Here is a 17113-nt window from a genome sequence, read left to right as displayed (position 1 = left end):
TCGCGCACATTACGGGCAACTTCAGCCTGAGTTTTGCCGGTTTGTTTTTTTGCCCAAACACCCAAATACACTTCGCCAGAATACCCCACTACCTCTTCATTGTAAACGCGTTTTGTGATGGAAGCCTTAAGCAGCGATTTTGCAGGAAGCTGCCATAAACCCCGGTAAATCAGCAACTCCGCTACAGGCAGAGAGAGGTACATTATCACAAACAAAATGTAAAAAAGCGGCTGTGATGGCAGCGATTTCAGCACCTCAACCCAGCCGATCTGCCAAAGCTGCCAGATAATCAGCAGCGCCACTGCAGCGATGAACCCCTTCTTCATATAGGGGCGTAACTTCTGCCAAACCGGGTGCTGACGAAACGAATTGAGCTGTTCTTTAAATTTTTGCGCTGATTGCATCCCTTGAAGCCTGCGGAACAGGGTGTATTTTTCTAAGAATATTGTTTAGAGACATAACTGTAAAAGCTGGTTAATCGGGCTTCAGTGCCTTTATCCGGGAGATTTTCTAAATGCAACTTTGTTATATTTAGATGAATTCAAATCCCAAAACACACAAGCATATGAAGGTATCAAAACAATTCATCACAATTCTGCTCATTTTTGCAGGTTCCGTTTATATGATGGCCTGTTCAACCGGTCACAGCCATGTTGACGCCAATGGCGTTGTTCTAACCCTCAATGGGGAGGAAATTGCCCGTCAGGACGGTACCGTAGTGACCTACACACAAGGTAACGCCATTCAGCTTGAACGCGGTACGCCCTCAGGCATGATTATGGTGCAGTTTCTGAACGATAACAACGAGCTGTTCACACCGGAAGGCGACGATTACTTTCTCGAAGTGACCATTGCTAATCCTGAGATTGTAGGGGTAATGGGAGAAGCACAGGGCGGTTGGGGCGTTGAGCTGAATCCGCTCCAGCCCGGTGAAACGAACATACAGTTTGAGATCTTCCATGTAGATCATTCCGACTTTACTTCCCGGCCGTTTCGGTTTGTAATTCAGGAAGCAGAAGTAGATTAAATTAAGGCACATATTCATGGCTCTGTCGGTTTTTGTGACCGGCAGAGCTTTTTTATTTGATTCAGCCCACAACTAACTAAATGCATGCTCTTGTTTTAAATTTAGTGCTGTTTTTTGGTGTTTCTGCTTCGGTAATGCCGGCAGAGGCTTCCGTAACGGCGCCGGTATCCGGCTTTGATTTCAGGGCTCAGGTAACGGATGTCCAAACCGGTGAGCCGGTAAGCTACGTTTATGTTCACCTCGATGAGCTGAACCGCTCAGCTACTACCGACAGGGAAGGGATGTTCCGTTTCCAGAATGTACCCGAGGGCAATTACACGCTTTTTCTGCATCGCCTCGGTTACCGTATGACCCGCACGAGGATTCAGGTTGGGGCTGGCACCGCCGGTGACGTTCAGTTGTTGCAGCTTGAGCGCACAACGCTGCGCGGCGAGGATGTAATCGTTTCCGGAAGCAACGGTTTGGGAAGCAGCCTGATTGAGCATGCAAGCGTTAAAATTAAGGGTAACGACCTGAGAAGGGAAATGGGGATGACCCTCAGCCAAACCCTTCAAAATATGGCCGGCTTTTCAGAAAGAAGTCTGGGACCCGCGCCGGGGCGGCCGATCATTCGCGGGCTTGGGGGCGAACGCGTTCTTATCATGCAGGATGGTATCGCAACCGGCGATGTCTCCACAACGGCAGTTGATCATGCGGTTACCATCGAGCCCCTTTCGGCCCGGGAAATTCAGATTGCCCGCGGCCCTGCGGCGCTGGTTTTCGGAGGTAACGCAGTCGGCGGAATCGTGAATGTGGTGAACAACACCATTCTTACATCGGTGCCGACTTCTTCAGGGGGTACAATAAGCCTGCACGGACAAAGTGTTAATGATCAGCTTGGCGGGTCATTTCAGTACCACCGGCCTTTTGAAAGCTCGGTACTCACCCTCGATCTGAATGCACGGGTCGGGCAGGATTTTTCAACGCCCACGGGCAGCATCACAAATACGTACATCCGTACTACGAGCAATTCCCTGGGCTACAGCATGGTAAGGCCGTGGGGGTACGCCGGGCTTTCTGCCTCGCTCTACCTTTCCGGCTACGGCATCCCGCCTGATCCGCAGGGCGGGCACCCGAACGGCGTAGATATTGAGATGATCCGTTTCCAGCTTGCAGGCCGGGGCGAGCGCCTCCTTAATCATCCGCATTTTTATCTGCTTGAAACAGGTTTCGCCCTCACGCCCTATTTTCACCGCGAAATTGAGTCGAACGGATCTGTCGGTACTGAGTTTGCCCAAAATACGGCCTCCGTTTTTGCGAGGGCACGGCAGCGGGGGTTCTGGATTTTTGACAGCGGTATTATCGGGGCATCAGCGGATTTTACGGACTATCAGGTTGCCGGCTCCCGAACACCTGATTCCCGCCGCATAGGTACTGCCATATTTGCGATTCAGGAGTTTAATGCAGGCCCATGGCATGCCGAGTTGGGTAACCGCATTGAGTTCTCTCATGCTTTCCCTCAGGAGAGCCGTTTTTCGCAGGTTATCGGCGATATACGGCCGCGCACCCATGCGGGCCTGGCTTCGTCGGTTACCGGCGTTTATAATCTGGCCGGTAACTTTTACGTGGGCAGCACCCTGCTTTATTCCTACCGCAGCCCTTCACTCGAAGAATTGTACTCCGAAGGCCCGCATCTGGCGGCCTTCACCTTCGAAATCGGCAACCCAGACCTGGATACGGAGCGTGGTTTTTCCTCGGAAATTTTTCTCAGAAACCGCGGCCGCAGTTTAGATCTTGAACTGGCTGCCTATCGCAATTATTTTTGGAGCTATATTTATCCTCAAAATACCGGCCGGGAAAATATCCGCTTTCCGGATTTGTTCGACTGGCGATTTGAGCAGACCGAAGCTCTTTTTTACGGCTTCGAAGCCAGCCTGAACCTGCGTATTAGCAGGCTGCTGGGCGTGGGCGGGAATCTGAGTTATACGATTGCCGAACGCCTTGGCCCCGACCATGAAGATCAGCAAACCCGCAACCTGCCGCTGATCCCCCCATTGAGTGGCAGCGTGTTCACAGAACTACGGAGCGGGAGTTTTAGCGTGAGGCCGCAGTTGCGTTTTGCGGCCTCGCAAAACAGGCCGGGTCCGTTTGAAACTAAAACAGATGGCTGGTATGCCTTCGATATAAACCTGAGCTGGATGCGTCAGTTTGGTGAAAACCTTCATTCTTTTTCGTTGAACGGCCAAAACCTGCTAAATCAGGAATTCTTCAATCACACCTCCGTTGTGAAGGAAATCTTCCCTGAGCCGGGGCGGAACATTAGCCTGCTCTACCGCATGTATTTTTAGCCTGCTCCCAAAACGGAGTGAGGGCTCAGGACGCATCACCCTGAACCCTCGTTACTTTTCTGCAAATTTCGGAATACTCAGCTGATCTGATGACAGATGCCCGCCGTTGACTCCACATCGAGCACAAAGGCGATCCCTTTCCCCGGCTGATTGAGCTCGGTTGCCTCCACAATTTCATGCAGTACCTGCTTGGTTTTTTCTTTTGGGATGAGGGTGAGAATCACTTCTTTTTCCGGCTCGATAAGCATGGAAAACAGCTTGGTTTTTTCACGGATGCCGGTACCGCGGCCATAAATGATGGTTCCCCCTTCGGCCCCTGCTTTTCGGGAGGCTTCAACAACTTTGTCGCAGCTTCCTTTATCCACAATAGAAACAATAAGCTGGAAATTTTCAGATGCTTTCATATCAGATGATTTTTTCGGGGAAGGTTGAGCTTTTTTGATGGTTACAGATTCTGAGGCGTTGCCGTCAAGAATATCCTGATGCGGATCAGCAGGATTTTTGGGTATCTGTGAAAGTACATGAGACAGTCCGGCGATGTTCTCGATATTCAGGATAAAGGCGATGCCTCTGCCCGGTTTATCGATTTTTGTGCCTTCCGTTATGCTTTGAAGAACGGCTTCAGAGATATCTGCATCAATTACGCTGAAGATGACGTCTTTTTCGGGCTCGGCAGCCATCCCGAACAAAGAAAATCCGCCGGCTTCTTTTCGGGTGCCGGTGCCGGGCAGTATGGTGCCGCCCTTACAGCCGGCTGCCTTTGATTTTTCGACAACCAGCGAACCGAGGCCTTTATCCACGATTGTGATCAGCAATTTTTGATTGGGGATGAGAAAATCAGTCATCTTTAGCACCGTAAAGGATTCCAAGAATTAACACAGAAAGGATAGGGGTAAGGGCTACGAGGGAAATCATACCGAAGCCTTCGATAAGCGGATTGCTGCCTTCCAGCGTATCTGAAAAGCCGAGCGCAATGGCCACCACGAAGGTCACGGTCATAGGCCCGGTTGCGACGCCGCCCGCATCAAAGGCGATGGAAGTAAACTCCCGGCTTGTGAAAAAGATCAGAATGAGGGCGATGATGTAGCCCGGAAGCACCAGGTACAGCAGCTCAATGCCGTAAATGATGCGCGCCATGGCCACCCCGATAGACAGGGCCACGCCAATTGAAATGGTGAGTAGCATCACTTTTTGAGGGATAGAACCGCTCGAAACTTTTTCAACTTCCTGAATGAGTACGCGCACGGCGGGCTCCGCAAAAGTGGCAACGAACCCGAGCAAAATTCCGATGGGGATCACGATCCACTTGTTAGGGAGTCCGCCAAGGATATTGCCCATTTCAGTGCCTGCCGGCTGAAACCCGACGTGTACCCCGTGCAGGAAAAAGGTCATGCCCAGCCAGGTGAGCAGGATACCGAAGAAAAGGGAAAGCAGCTTGCGGGGCTCAAGCTTGAGCATGTAGAACTGGAAGAAAATAAAAAACAGAATAAGCGGGGTAAGGGCCAAAGCTACTTCACCAAGCGTACCGAGAAAGGTGTAGCCACCCTCGCTTTTTTCAAGCACGGTATCGGATGGAATTTCATAGATAATCCCTAAAATGAGTACGGCAAGAACAGGTCCGATAGAAGCCAGTGCAACAAGTCCGAAACCATCCTGAGAGCTTGTTTTGCTCTTAAGTACCGAGGCAATACCCACCCCGAAAGCAATGATAAAGGGCACTGCCATAGGGCCGGTTGTAACCCCGCCGGCATCAAACGAAATCGGCACGAAGTAACTGTCAGAAGCGGGGTGAAAGATGATGGCGAAGATGAGGGTGTAGCCCGCAATCAGAAAGTAGTTGATCGACCAGCCGGTGAGGATCCGCACCATCGAAAGGGTCACAAAAATCGCAAGACCCAGGGCGACGGTTAAAATGAGGCTTGCCCGCGGTATGATGCCCCCCGAGGCCGTATCCACATAGCCGGCAAGTACCCATACATCCGGCTCGGCTACGGTGATGGCGAACCCCAAAATGAAGCTGAAGAGCAGCACAATCCACACTTTTCCGGTTTTAGGCAGGGATGAGCCGATCATTTCACCAACCGGCAAAAGCCCGCTGTGCACGCCAAGCAGAAAGAGTATGAGACCGAAGGTTACCATGCCAAGGCCCGCAAGAAACAGCAGGAAGGTTTCGGTCGGCAGGTGGATGAGGGTGAACTGAAGCACCAAAATAACAGCGGCAATCGGGAAAACGGCCAGCACCACTTCCCTGACCGTATCTTTAATTATGTCCATGAAAAATCAGATGACAAAGAGTTGTAAAACTAAACTGAATGCTGTGTTTAACCGCTTATTTTAGATGCCAAAGATACAGCTTAACCAACCCTGTAACAAACCCAACCCAAGGGAGAATCCATGCCAAAAACCTACAGCGACTTGCAGGTCGCTCACGAAGCTGCTCTGAAAGGTGCGCAGATAATCCGCCATTTTGCCGAAAACCGCCATACGCTCACCATCGATCACAAGGGCCGGCACGACCTCGTAACGCAGGCCGATGTGCAGACCGAGCAGCGCATTATCGAAACCATACGCGAGTACTGCCCCAACGACGCCTTTCTTGCGGAAGAGTCATCGGCTGATGCCCGCCTCACCGATGCCCGGACCTGGATTATTGACCCCATCGACGGCACAACCAACTTTGCGCACGCCTTTCCGGTATTCTGCGTGTCGGTTGCGCTTTGGGAAAACCGGCAGCCCAAAGCTGCGGTAATTTATGAAGTGAACTCGGGTGAAATGTTCACAGCCGAAGCCGGTGGCGGGGCCTTTCTGAACGGCAAACCGATTCGGGTTTCGGAAATCAGCCGTGCAGGTGATGCCCTGCTCGGTACGGGCTTCCCCTATCGCGACCTCGGCCTGATTGACGATTATCTGCGCCTGATGAAGTGCTTCATGGAGGAAACGCACGGCATCCGCCGGCCCGGCAGCGCGGCCTACGACCTGGCCTGTGTGGCGGCCGGCCGCCTCGACGGCTTCTACGAATACGCGCTTTCTCCCTGGGATGTGGCCGCCGGCGTGCTGCTCATTCAGGAAGCCGGCGGCACCGTCTGCGACTGGGACGGCGGTGAGGGCTGGCTGTTCGGCAAGCGCATCATCTGCGGAAACAGCCCGGTTTCAGCCTATCTGCTGGAGCGCATCCGGGAGTACATCCCCGAAGAAAAGCGCCGGGCACAGCTTTAAGCCGGTCAGCGGATTCTTTTTTGGGAAAGCAGGTAGTCGAAATTGCCGAAAGGCATGGGGCCGCCCAGGTATTTAAACGGCTCGCCGTACTCAACGCCGATCTGATGCCCGAAAATGCGGGCCCGGCTCCGGATCATCTCAAAAAAGCCCTCGCCTGAAATATAGGTCTGCGGCCCTTCGTCGGTTTCGGGAACATTAAACTGCGTTTTGAACGCGAGGATGGCGGCTTCCTTAACTGCCTGCGTGTGACTGATGTCGAAAACGAGATCGGGCACAAAGGGCGTATCCTGCATGAACATAAAAACGTGCTTCGGCCGCCAGGGGGATTGCGGGTTGCCGTCAGCATCCTGGGTTTCCCGTTTCTGCAGGCCGCCGTAAAACAGCGCATCGCTGGTGAGCTTGTGCGCATGCCCGTGATCGGGGTGCCGGTCGGTTTCCGAATTGATGAAGCAGATCTCCGGCTGTAAAGCCCTCACAGCCGAAATGATGGCATCCTGATTGGCGCGGGTGTTGAACAGCCCGTTATCGGGCAGGCCCAGGTTTTGCCTCGTGCTCAGCCCCATGATCCGGGCGGCATCCTGTGCTTCGGCAAGCCGCTGCTGCGGCGTACCCCGTGTGCCCATTTCACCCTGGGTAAGATCCAGAATGCCGCATTTCAGGCCCTGCTTCACCAGGGCAGCAAGGGTGCCGGCGCAACAGAGTTCAACATCATCGGGGTGGGCCGCAATGGCGAGTACATCGAGTTTCATTTATTGAAAATTTGGTTGAAGACGAACGAATTCGGCAGAGAATCATAGGCAGGGCAAAGCTTGCACACTTTCGGCTGAGCCCGTTTTTTTGTATAATGATGAAAACAAATATCACTATTAAAATATGACAAGCTATGACACAATCGAAAGACAGTCCTAATATAAGCGGATTAGAAGAGCTTAAGAATCTGGTTCATCACATCGTTCCTGAGGGTGAATTTTCCAGGCAGGCAGAAGCTGCAAAGCAGGCGGTAAATGAAACCGTTCATCAAAAACCCCTTGCAGCGCTCGGTATAGCTTTTGGCGCCGGCTTATTGCTTGGCCTGTTACTAAAAAAATAAGGTGAGCGGCATGCTCAATACATCAAAAGAGCAGCTTCGGCTTATTGTTGCAGACCTGCAAGCTTATATTGAAAAAAAAATTGAGCTAAAATCACTTGAATTTCAGGAAAAGGGTGCTGTTGTTGCAGCTGCGGCAATCAGCAACCTTTTGGGAATCATATTATTAGTTGTGGGTTTGTTCTTCCTGCTTGTTACGGCCGGCCTTGGTTTGGGTGAACTTTTTGGAAGCACTACGCTTGGTTTTCTTATGCTATCGCTATTGCTGATTATTGTTGGCAGTTATATTTATGCAACAAAGCGAAATGCATTAAAGAAGAAGCTTGAGCGGCAGATCAGCAGCTTTTTGGATGATGCACTCGCCGGAGCGACCTCAGAAATGCCTGGGGATAAACAGGAAGCAGGGCAGCAAGAGCGGTCAGAAAGCAGCAGCCGACAGCACGAACAAAAACCTCAACTATAATACGGGAAGCCTCTTTCCTGAACCAATCATCATGGCAGAAAAAAACGCAAAGGCAACACAGGATAAAAAAAAAGAGCTTGAGGCCGAGCTGAAGGCCCTTGAAGAACGCCTTGGTACAGCTTTCTCCCGGGTTAAGGATGATGTGGAAGGGCAGGTGGAACGTACGCGCAATTCGGTTTCGCCGGCCTGGTGGGTGCGCAGGTATCCCGGATATGTATTGGCCGCCGCAGTTGTTGCCGGCTTTTTGATTGCTCCCCGACGGCAGCGAACTGCCCGCCGTTACAATAAGGAGGCTTCCCCGGAAAGAACACAAACCGTGATGCATGCACCCGGAACAGCTGATCTGATTACCGGTGAAATCAAGCGTTTGCTGATGCGAAAGGCGACCAACTTCCTCGTAGATAAAATTGAAGAAACTATCGACCGGAATTTCGCCCCTAAGAAAAAGCGGGAACCCTGACGGCAGCCTCGTTCTAAGAAATTGCATCCCATTGTTTAGCTGTGGCAGCTTGTTAAAAAAAGGACGGGTGAACCGGTAATCGTGTTTCTTCTTCTTACACGTAAAAAATAGTTACCGAAAGGGTACAGCTGAAATTAAATGCCTTACTTTATGCTTGTGAGGGTGTACCGGAGCAGATGCTGAGTCGTAAAATCATCAGTTGCATTTTGCGCCTGAATCCGAAACTTAGCCCGACCTGATTCGTCTAACATGACTTGCAATGCCGGTTCACGCCGGCTTTTTTGTGGAATCTTAACCTAAATAATTGATTGAATGGCATTTTCATACCGGAATTTTCGTACCATTTTCTCAGCAGCAGTCGTGCTGATGCTGATTACCTGCAGCGCGGAACGTCTTGAAGCTCAGGTAAGGCAAATTACCCTCAATGAAGCGGTCGGGATAGCTCTCGAGCAGAGTATTGAAATGCAGCAGGCAACAAATAACCTGGAGCGCAGCGACGCAGCCGTACAGGGCGCTTACGGTCAGTTTTTGCCAAATCTGAATGCAACTATGGGCGCCAACCGCACAACAGGCCGGCAGTTTAATCAGGCAACGATCTCGTTCGATGAGTTTACACAGAATTCAATTAGCGGTAATCTCGGTACAAGTGTACCCCTGTTTACAGGCTGGCAAAACATCAGCAATCTCAGACAGGCACGAACAGACAGGGAAGCTGCTCTTACAACTTTTGAGCGGCAGCGTGAAGACGTGATTTTCAGCACAGCTTCCAATTTCCTGCAGGTAATCCTCAACATTGAACTGCTTGATATTGCCAAAGATAACCTCGAAACCGCACGAAAGCAGCTTGAGCAGGTTCAGGCACAGGTCGAAGTTGGGATGCGCCCTATAGTAGATCAGTTTAATCAGGAGGCAGAAGTTGCCAATAATGAACTCATCGTCATTCAGCGGCAGAGTCAGGTTAACACCTCCAAAGTTCAGCTGATAAGGCTGCTTCAGCTCGACGCACTGCAGGATTACGAATTTGTGGTGCCACAAATAAATATGGAAGGTATCATTCCTCAGGAATTTCAGCTTTCAGAACTTATTGAAGCCGCTCTTAGTAACCGAAAAGATCTGCGCGCGGCACAACTGCAGATTGAGTCAGCAGAGTTCGCCTTGCGCGGTGCAAGAAGCGGCTATATGCCCACACTCAGCTTTAGTGCGAGTATTTCCTCCTCTTACGGCGATCAGTACCGTTTGCGCAGTGTGGATGGATCCGGAAATATTGTTTCAGAAACCGTTGGCTTCGGCGATCAGTTTTTTGATCAGCGCATTAACCGCGGGCTTGGCTTCAACCTGAGCATTCCGATCTTTGACCGCTTCCAGACCCGTACCAATGTAGTAAACCGGCAGATTGACCTTAAAAACAGCCGGCTTGCTTTGATCGACAGGCAGTCTCTTGTTTTTCAGGAAGTTCGCCAGGCTTATGAAGATTACCGATCTCTTGCACAGGAGCTCGTAACAACCGAAGTCGCTTTACGCGCTGCTGAAAAAGCGTTTGAAACCCAGCAGGAGCGTTACAATGTTGGCTCCACAACATTGATTGAGCTTACTCAGGCTAACAACGCTTTTTTCCAGGCTTCTTCCCGCAGGGTGCAGACCATTTATCAGTTTGTGTTTCAGGAAAAACTGCTGGACTACTTCCTGGGTCGTATAAACGAAGATGTTGCATTTTAAGCCGTTTAGGTTCCAAAAAAATGTTTCTTTAGTCGCCGGGAAAACCGGCTTAAAGCTCTCAGCTGATAAAGCTGAGGGCTTTTTTTATGCCCGGAAAAATAAATCCCAAAAAAATAACAATTATAAATTGTTGAATTTATTGGGGATGTATGGGCTTAGGCTGTGAGAATTAAAAAAACTTAAGAATTTACTGAAACAAGCATTTAAAAGTGGCGTAACAGCCCTTTATGAAACACATCATAGCCCTGTCGGGGCTTTTTTGCATAACAACTTTATGAATGTACTCATATGAACAACGCTCTGATTGATATTCAGGAAATGACCAAGACCTACATAATGGGTCAGCAGCGGGTTGATGCCCTCCGCGGCGTTTCTCTTTCTATAAATAAGAATGAGTATGTTGCCATTATGGGGCCATCCGGCTCAGGGAAATCAACCCTCATGAACATGATCGGCTGCCTGGATACTCCTACTACCGGCAGTTATCATCTTAATGGCAATGATGTTAGCGAACTGAGCGATGACGAGCTGGCCGGTGTACGGAATAAAGAAATCGGCTTTGTGTTTCAGACCTTCAATTTGCTGCCCCGCTCAACCTGCCTTTCCAATGTCGAACTTCCGCTCATTTATGCCGGAATGCCCGCAGACGAGCGCCGAAAACGGGCCATCGAAATGCTGGAAAGCGTGAACCTGGGTGATCGGATTTATCATAAGCCCAACGAACTTTCCGGGGGGCAGCGGCAACGGGTTGCTGTAGCACGTGCCCTTATCAATAATCCTTCCATTATTCTCGCGGATGAGCCAACCGGTAACCTCGACAGCAAGACCGGTGTTGAAATTATGAAGCTCTTTGAGAAGCTCTACCTTTCAGGCAACACCATTATTGTAGTAACACACGAAGAAGAAATTGCGGCCCATGCCCGGCGGATTGTTCGCCTGCGCGACGGCCTGCTCGAAAGCGACAAAGCGGTCGAAAACCCGACCCTCGCAACACAGTCGCTTTCCGCCTGACAGAACTTATCACAGACGGTAAAAAACCCCATCAGAGAGAAAAATCCATAGATGACAGTTAACTAAGTGAGTTAGTGAACTTTTATCAGGAGGCTTGCAAACCCAAGTTGCCGGTACCCTAACACCGGCATTTGGGCTTACCCTAAAGCTTTGTCGTCGGAAGGCGGCAAAGCTTTTTTTTATGCACTGTAATTTTAAAGCTGTTCACAGCATTTGTTCGCAATCTTTGCTATTCTGAATGAAATACGGTCCGAAAACCTTTTTGCGAACCGCCTGTATTTAGCCCACAGCATTCCAGATTTGATTCCGTTTCAGATGATTGCAATCCATGATTTTTTGAAGAAGCCGCTGCAAGAACCGTTTTATGGGGTGATAGGTCACCCTGTGGCACAGAGCAAGTCGCCGCTGATTCACAACCTCGCTTTAAAACACCACGCTATGCGCGGCAGCTATGTGGCGCTTGATACACCCGGCAGTGCCTATGCTTTTGTAGGCAAACTGCTCAGCCTGAAAACCTTTCGCGGGCTGAATGTCACAATTCCGCACAAAAGCAGGATTATGGAGGCGCTCGATGTGGTTGATACGCTTGCGCTTGAGGTCGGGGCTGTAAATACAGTACACCCCGCAAGGAACGGCCTTGCCGGCTATAATACGGATGTCGCGGGGTTCGTAGAAACCCTGCGCCCGCACGCGCTCTGGCTCACGGGCAGCCCGGCCGTTGTTCTTGGCAGCGGCGGAGCGGCCCGTGCCGCAGTTGCCTCCCTGCTGGAGCTGAAGGTTCCGCAGGCTTTTGTGGTGTCAAGAAAACCGCGGGAGATCAGTGCCGCATGGCCGTCGCGGCTCAATGGCGTGGAAGTGCGCCTGATCGGCTATGAGCAGCTTGGGGCGGCTCTCCGTGAGGCCTCAGCGGTGATCAACACAACGCCGCTGGGCATGTTCCCAAATCCGGGCAGGTCGCCGGTGCCCTTTAATCTCGCTGATGAGCTGAAAGGCAGGGTTTGCATGGATGCCATTTACAATCCGCTCGAAACGCATTTTATGAAGCAGGCCCGAAATGCCGGTGCCCATGCGGTGCTCGGCGGCCTCACCATGTTTGTGGAGCAGGCGGCCGCCGCATTCCGAATCTGGACCGGCCGCGGGTTTCCGAAGCAGGAAGCCGCCGAAGCCATCCGGAAATCGCTCTCTGCCCAAACGCCCGGATTAGGCTCGTGAAGCCATCACCCGAAAAACAAACACACGCACAGCGGCGCATCCCCGCTGAATGTTTTTCTGGACCGATGGCGTTCTGCACCTGAAACCAAATTCTGCCGATACCGCAATTTTGCTATGAAGACTTCTCCCGAATCCCCAACAACTTTCCAATCCATAAACTGGCAGCCCGGTCCGCGCATCAGGGCGGCATTCAGTCTGAAAAATCCGGATTTCAACCCGGATAGCGGAATTCCCGGGCTGAATGTGGGGTACAACACGCCGGAACCGGACGCGCTTACAAGCCGCAACCGGGAGCTGTTTATCAGGGAGACGGGCGCTGCGCCAAAGCTGACTTCCTGGGGCATACAGGTGCATGGGTCACGGGTGCAGCTGGTGACGGAGCCCGGCGTTTACCCCGACACCGATGCGCTGGTCACCAACGTGCCCGGGTTTGCGCTGGGCGTTTTTGTGGCAGACTGCGCGGCCGTGCTGCTCGCCGACCCCGTAGCGGGCGTAATCGCGACCGCACATGCCGGCTGGAAAGGCGCGGTCGGGGGTATCGTACCGGAAACGATCCGGGTGATGCACTCAGTTGGCGCAGCACCTGAAAACATACAGGCATTTGTGAGCCCCTGCATTTCACAGGCGCGTTTTGAAGTCGGGGAGGAGGTAGCGGCTCAGTTTCCGGAAGCCTTCATTGATCGCAGCCGGGTGCGGCCGCATGCGGACCTGAAAGCATTTGTGAAGCAGCAGCTTGAAGATGCCGGACTGAAGGGGGATGCGATTTGTATCGAACCCGGCTGCACCATGACCGACGGGCGGCACTTTTACTCCTACCGCCGCGAAGGCCGCCAAAGCGGTCGCATGATGGGCCTCATTCATCTCGCAGCCGAATGAGGGTGAGCTACGCACCCGGCTATGTGGCGCCCATCACAGCCGGACACATTTTCCCTATGAGCAAGTTTGAGATCCTGCACCGCTACCTGCTCGACCGCGAAGTGGTGCGCGATGTGGATGTGATCACGCCCCGGCTCGTGGATTATGCCGACCTCAGCATGGTGCACACGCCCCGCTATCTGGACGGCATCCTGAACGGAAACCTGACCCGGAAAGAAGAGCGCCGGCTCGGCCTGCCGTGGTCGCCCGGGCTGGCAACCCGCTCCTGTCTGGCCGTTCAGGGCACCATCAACGCCTCGATGATGGCCCTTCAGGACGGCATTGCGGGTAACCTCGCGGGCGGCACTCACCATGCCATGCCCGACCACGGGGAGGGTTTTTGTGTGTTTAATGATGTGGCAGTCGCCATCAACACGCTGCGGCGCGGCATGTGGATCAGGCGGGCGCTGATTATTGATCTGGATGTGCATCAGGGCAACGGCAATGCCGCCATTTTTGCGGATGAGCCCGATGTGTTCACCTTTTCCATGCACGGGGAGAAAAACTACCCCTTCCAGAAACCGCCTTCCTCCCTCGATATCGGTCTGCCCGACGGCACTACCGATGCGCCCTACCTCAAAACACTGGGCGATGCCCTCGATGATATTTTCAGCCGCTTTCAGCCGGATCTGGTGTTTTACCTCGGCGGTATCGATCCGCTGGAACAGGATCACTTCGGCCGCCTCGCCCTCACGATGGATGGCCTCCGCCGCCGTGAGCATGCCGTGATTGATTACGTGAAGCGCAAGAACATCCCGCTCGTACTGCTGCTGGCCGGCGGCTACGCCCCAACGCCGCGCGATACCGCCATCGCCCACGCACAAATGTTCGAAATTGCAGCAGAGCTCTACGGGTAGTATTTAGAGGAAGGAGAGGTATGGTGCAACTTTATGCTCTCAACCTAAAATATGAGTCCCGTTATTTTACTTTGTGGGGTCGAAACTAAAATAAGAATCCTGTTATTTTAGTTTTGGGGGGTTAAACTAAAATAAGAATTCTGTTATTTTAGTTTAGCCGGATTGCCCGGGCGTACTAAGCTCTCCTTTTCTTCAATCAGATTCCCAATGAGTATCAATCAACCACTTTTGATGGAGCAATTCCGTTCCGGCCACACAGAGCCGGGAGCCGGATATAAGTACTTTGTTCCGCAGAAAATAAACCGGCAGTGGCAATGGCGGGATCCCTCAGTTAATAAATTGCTGGAGCGAGCAGCTGTGCGGCTTGGGGAGCTGAAGGCTTTTGCACGATTTGTGCCGAATATCAATTTGTTCATTCAGCTTCATGTTACTAAAGAAGCTGTTATTTCGAGCCGGATTGAGGGCACGCAAACGAATATGGATGAAGCGCTCCTGCCCGAAGAGGAAATCAACCCTGAAAAAAGAAATGACTGGCATGAAGTAAGAAACTACACAAATGCCATGAATCAGGCGCTTGCTGATTTGAACAGTCTTCCGATTTCATCCCGTTTGTTATGCAAGGCACACAAGCTTCTGCTTGCTAATGCAAGAGGGGAGCACAAAATGCCCGGGGAGTTCAGAAGCAGTCAGAACTGGATTGGTGGCGTTTCCATTGACGACGCGATATTTATCCCGCCCCATCACAAATATGTTCATGAGTTAATGGGTGATCTTGAGAACTTTCTGCACAACGATTCAATTGATGTTCCGGAGCTTATCCGGATTGGTATTGCCCATTATCAGTTCGAAACTATTCATCCTTTTCTCGACGGGAACGGACGAATAGGACGTTTGCTGATTCCGCTTTATCTGGTAAGTGAGGGACTTTTGGAAAAACCGCTTCTGTATCTGTCTGTTTTTTTTGAGCAAAACAGAACGCTTTATTACGATAACCTGAATAATGTGAGAACAAAGCATGATATGCTGCAGTGGATCAGGTACTTTTTGGTCGGTATTGAACAAACCTCGGCGAACGCAATCAGAACACTTACTTCAGTTCTTGATCTTAAACTAAAGATGGAGTCCGACATTCAGCAAAATTTTGGCCGGCGTGCACATACAGCATTTCAGCTGATGCAGTCGCTTTTTGAAGACCCGTACACTACCACTGAAAAGGCAGCAAAAACCTGTTCGCTTAGCTATAAGTCAGCAAACGACCTTATCGCGATGCTGCTTAAAAAAGGATACCTCGCAGAAGTGACCGGCCAAAGCCGCAACCGCATTTTTGTTTTTGAACCCTATCTTGACGCATTTCGATAAATACATTGTAATCGAAAAAGAGCGGCAAATCCCCATCCATCCGCCCCTTCAACCCCCCCCCTTCACTTCTCGAGCTGCAGCTTCATGCGCTGAATGCGGTCCTGTAGTTTTTCGGAGGTGAGCTTGGCGCGGAGGCGGTCAACCATGATGGGGAAGGCGAAGGGCGTTGCGCGTTCGGGCCGGGTGAGGATCACTTCCCGGGCTGAAATCCGCTCAAGTACCCGCGCGAGGCGCTGTGTTTCGAGCTGATAGGTCATGATTTCATCGTAGCTCTGCTTCACCAGAAAATTGCCCGGGTCGTGCTCGCTGAACACATCGAACAGCAGCGAGGAGTTGGCCTGCAGGTGTTTGGAGCCCACGTGCTGTCCCGGAAATCCCTGAAATATGAGGCCCGAAATCCGGGCGATTTCCCGGAAATGCCGCCGCGCCATTTCCGAGGCGTTGATGCTATTGGGGATGTCGTCATCGAGGCCCGCCGGGCTGAGCAGGCCTTCACGCAGCGCCTGATCTATGGGCGGCTCCGACGGACTCAGCAGCTCGAAGCCGTAGTCGTTCATCGCGATTGAAAAGGAGATGGGTTTGATTTGGGAAATGCGCCACGCCAGCAGCGCGGCAAGCCCTTCGTGCACCATGCGGCCTTCAATCGGGTAGAAAAAAAGGTGCCAGCCTTCGCGCGATTTCAGCTGTTCGATCAGCAGCTGATCGTGCCGCGGCAGGGCCGAGCGCTGCTGCTGTATGTCGAGCAGCGGCTTTACGGCCTGCATTTCTTCCGAGACCAGCTTTCCGGCATTGGCCTCCTCAATTTTAAGGCGGATCATTTCGGAGAGCTGCGTGCTCAGCTGCATGCGGCCGCCCATCCAGCGGCTTACCGCGCCCTTCTTCGCGGCCGATTTCCGCACCTGCACCGTGAGGTCCTTCAGCCGTACAAACTCCAGATAGCGGCCCGCAAACAGGAAGGTGTCGCCGGGCTTGAGGCGGGAGATGAAGGACTCTTCCACCGTGCCGATGTATCCGCCGCTCACGAATTTCACCTTCAGCGACTGATCGGCCAGGATGGTGCCGATCGAAAGCCGGTGCCGCCTCGCCTTGCGTTTGTCGGTCATTTCGTAGCGGCCGTCTTCGTCAATCGTCACCCGGTTGTACTCATCGTAACGCTTCAGCGCGTTGCCTCCGGTGGTGAGGAAGCCGAGCGCCCACTCCCATTCTTCGTCGGTGAGGCCGCGGTAGGCGTAGGTACTGCGGACCACCCGGAGTGTCGGTTCGGGCAGGAAGCCGTCTCCAACGGCGAGTGTTGCCAGAAACTGTACCAGCAGGTCGAGCGGATTTTCGTAGGGCGGCCGCTCCTCGATGTAGCCCTGCGCAATGGCGGTCTGCAGGGCGGCCGATTCGATGATTTCCATCGCGTGCGTGGGCACAAACCAGATGCGGCTTGTAGCCCCCGGCTGATGTCCGCTGCGTCCCGC

15 protein-coding genes and 2 pseudogenes are annotated in these 17113 nt (G+C 52.3%); 12 read left to right on the top strand and 5 right to left on the bottom strand.

All coding sequences use genetic code 11. The features are described from left to right. Positions 1–326 (bottom strand): annotated as a pseudogene (locus tag LAT75_RS11570) (hypothetical protein); the annotation flags it as partial. 239 nt (positions 327–565) lie between these two features. Here LAT75_RS11570 and LAT75_RS11565 point away from each other — a divergent pair. Both LAT75_RS11565 and LAT75_RS11560 read left to right on the top strand, forming a co-directional pair. Then, positions 566–1027, top strand: a complete 462-nt coding sequence (locus tag LAT75_RS11565) for a hypothetical protein (RefSeq protein ID WP_291482823.1) — start codon at positions 566–568, stop codon at positions 1025–1027. A gap of 80 nt (positions 1028–1107) precedes the next feature. Continuing rightward, positions 1108–3354: a TonB-dependent receptor gene (locus LAT75_RS11560; RefSeq protein ID WP_291482822.1), complete on the top strand. Its 2247-nt coding sequence runs from the start codon at positions 1108–1110 to the stop codon at positions 3352–3354. A 77-nt stretch (positions 3355–3431) separates the two neighbouring features. On the opposite strand, the gene LAT75_RS11555 is transcribed toward LAT75_RS11560, so the two are convergent. Further along, positions 3432–4199: a P-II family nitrogen regulator gene (locus LAT75_RS11555; RefSeq protein ID WP_291482821.1), complete on the bottom strand. Its 768-nt coding sequence runs from the start codon at positions 4197–4199 to the stop codon at positions 3432–3434. Continuing rightward, complete coding sequence (locus tag LAT75_RS11550; RefSeq protein WP_291482820.1) at positions 4192–5628, bottom strand: DUF1538 domain-containing protein; 1437 nt, start codon at positions 5626–5628, stop codon at positions 4192–4194. Before LAT75_RS11550 ends, LAT75_RS11555 begins: the two co-directional genes overlap by 8 nt. 120 nt (positions 5629–5748) lie before the next feature. On the opposite strand from LAT75_RS11550, the gene LAT75_RS11545 reads away from it, so the two are divergent. Further along, the gene (locus LAT75_RS11545; RefSeq protein ID WP_291482819.1) at positions 5749–6570 is read left to right on the top strand and encodes an inositol monophosphatase family protein; all 822 of its coding nucleotides are present in this window, start codon (positions 5749–5751) and stop codon (positions 6568–6570) included. A 5-nt stretch (positions 6571–6575) separates the two neighbouring features. Here LAT75_RS11545 and bshB1 read toward each other — a convergent pair whose 3' ends face one another. Beyond that, a complete protein-coding gene (gene bshB1, locus LAT75_RS11540; RefSeq protein WP_291482818.1) occupies positions 6576–7319 on the bottom strand; it encodes a bacillithiol biosynthesis deacetylase BshB1 in 744 nt (247 codons plus the stop codon). A gap of 134 nt (positions 7320–7453) precedes the next feature. Here bshB1 and LAT75_RS11535 point away from each other — a divergent pair, with 134 nt between their 5' ends. The 9 genes from LAT75_RS11535 to LAT75_RS11495 all read left to right on the top strand — a co-directional run bounded on the left by LAT75_RS11535 (position 7454) and on the right by LAT75_RS11495 (position 15650). After that, positions 7454–7660: a hypothetical protein gene (locus LAT75_RS11535; RefSeq protein WP_291482817.1), complete on the top strand. Its 207-nt coding sequence runs from the start codon at positions 7454–7456 to the stop codon at positions 7658–7660. Between the two features lie 10 nt (positions 7661–7670). After that, positions 7671–8120, top strand: coding sequence for a phage holin family protein (locus tag LAT75_RS11530; protein ID WP_291482816.1), 450 nt, complete (start codon positions 7671–7673; stop codon positions 8118–8120). 31 nt (positions 8121–8151) lie between these two features. Beyond that, positions 8152–8580, top strand: coding sequence for a hypothetical protein (locus tag LAT75_RS11525; RefSeq protein WP_291482815.1), 429 nt, complete (start codon positions 8152–8154; stop codon positions 8578–8580). Between the two features lie 312 nt (positions 8581–8892). Further along, complete coding sequence (locus tag LAT75_RS11520; RefSeq protein ID WP_291482814.1) at positions 8893–10296, top strand: TolC family protein; 1404 nt, start codon at positions 8893–8895, stop codon at positions 10294–10296. A 288-nt stretch (positions 10297–10584) separates the two neighbouring features. Further along, on the top strand, positions 10585–11307 hold the full coding sequence (locus LAT75_RS11515; protein WP_291482813.1) for an ABC transporter ATP-binding protein: 723 nt from the start codon (positions 10585–10587) through the stop codon (positions 11305–11307). A 336-nt stretch (positions 11308–11643) separates the two neighbouring features. Then, on the top strand, positions 11644–12519 hold the full coding sequence (locus LAT75_RS11510; RefSeq protein WP_291482812.1) for a shikimate dehydrogenase: 876 nt from the start codon (positions 11644–11646) through the stop codon (positions 12517–12519). A 114-nt stretch (positions 12520–12633) separates the two neighbouring features. Then, complete coding sequence (gene pgeF, locus LAT75_RS11505; RefSeq protein ID WP_291482811.1) at positions 12634–13395, top strand: peptidoglycan editing factor PgeF; 762 nt, start codon at positions 12634–12636, stop codon at positions 13393–13395. Then, positions 13392–14291, top strand: a complete 900-nt coding sequence (locus LAT75_RS11500) for a histone deacetylase (protein ID WP_363320559.1) — start codon at positions 13392–13394, stop codon at positions 14289–14291. Before pgeF ends, LAT75_RS11500 begins: the two co-directional genes overlap by 4 nt. A gap of 231 nt (positions 14292–14522) precedes the next feature. Then, positions 14523–15650: a Fic family protein gene (locus tag LAT75_RS11495; RefSeq protein WP_291482809.1), complete on the top strand. Its 1128-nt coding sequence runs from the start codon at positions 14523–14525 to the stop codon at positions 15648–15650. A gap of 62 nt (positions 15651–15712) precedes the next feature. On the opposite strand, the pseudogene LAT75_RS11490 reads toward LAT75_RS11495, so the two are convergent. Further along, positions 15713–17113, bottom strand: a pseudogene (locus LAT75_RS11490) (DNA ligase-associated DEXH box helicase); the annotation flags it as partial.

It is taken from the genome of Cyclonatronum sp., assembly GCF_022565315.1.
Classification (GTDB): domain Bacteria; phylum Bacteroidota; class Rhodothermia; order Balneolales; family Cyclonatronaceae; genus Cyclonatronum.
Note: the sequence above shows the minus strand (reverse complement) of the source record. Positions and strands in the feature narration are given on the sequence as shown.

What these genes read in the sequence shown, in the direction of transcription:
- LAT75_RS11565 (WP_291482823.1), top strand. Translation starts at nt 566, where the DNA reads ATGAAGGTATCAAAACAATTCATCACAATTCTGCTCATTTTTGCAGGT.
- LAT75_RS11560 (WP_291482822.1), top strand. Translation starts at nt 1,108, where the DNA reads ATGCATGCTCTTGTTTTAAATTTAGTGCTGTTTTTTGGTGTTTCTGCT.
- LAT75_RS11555 (WP_291482821.1), bottom strand. Translation starts at nt 4,199, where the DNA reads ATGACTGATTTTCTCATCCCCAATCAAAAATTGCTGATCACAATCGTG.
- LAT75_RS11550 (WP_291482820.1), bottom strand. Translation starts at nt 5,628, where the DNA reads ATGGACATAATTAAAGATACGGTCAGGGAAGTGGTGCTGGCCGTTTTC.
- LAT75_RS11545 (WP_291482819.1), top strand. Translation starts at nt 5,749, where the DNA reads ATGCCAAAAACCTACAGCGACTTGCAGGTCGCTCACGAAGCTGCTCTG.
- bshB1 (WP_291482818.1), bottom strand. Translation starts at nt 7,319, where the DNA reads ATGAAACTCGATGTACTCGCCATTGCGGCCCACCCCGATGATGTTGAA.
- LAT75_RS11535 (WP_291482817.1), top strand. Translation starts at nt 7,454, where the DNA reads ATGACACAATCGAAAGACAGTCCTAATATAAGCGGATTAGAAGAGCTT.
- LAT75_RS11530 (WP_291482816.1), top strand. Translation starts at nt 7,671, where the DNA reads ATGCTCAATACATCAAAAGAGCAGCTTCGGCTTATTGTTGCAGACCTG.
- LAT75_RS11525 (WP_291482815.1), top strand. Translation starts at nt 8,152, where the DNA reads ATGGCAGAAAAAAACGCAAAGGCAACACAGGATAAAAAAAAAGAGCTT.
- LAT75_RS11520 (WP_291482814.1), top strand. Translation starts at nt 8,893, where the DNA reads ATGGCATTTTCATACCGGAATTTTCGTACCATTTTCTCAGCAGCAGTC.
- LAT75_RS11515 (WP_291482813.1), top strand. Translation starts at nt 10,585, where the DNA reads ATGAACAACGCTCTGATTGATATTCAGGAAATGACCAAGACCTACATA.
- pgeF (WP_291482811.1), top strand. Translation starts at nt 12,634, where the DNA reads ATGAAGACTTCTCCCGAATCCCCAACAACTTTCCAATCCATAAACTGG.
- LAT75_RS11500 (WP_363320559.1), top strand. Translation starts at nt 13,392, where the DNA reads ATGAGGGTGAGCTACGCACCCGGCTATGTGGCGCCCATCACAGCCGGA.
- LAT75_RS11495 (WP_291482809.1), top strand. Translation starts at nt 14,523, where the DNA reads ATGGAGCAATTCCGTTCCGGCCACACAGAGCCGGGAGCCGGATATAAG.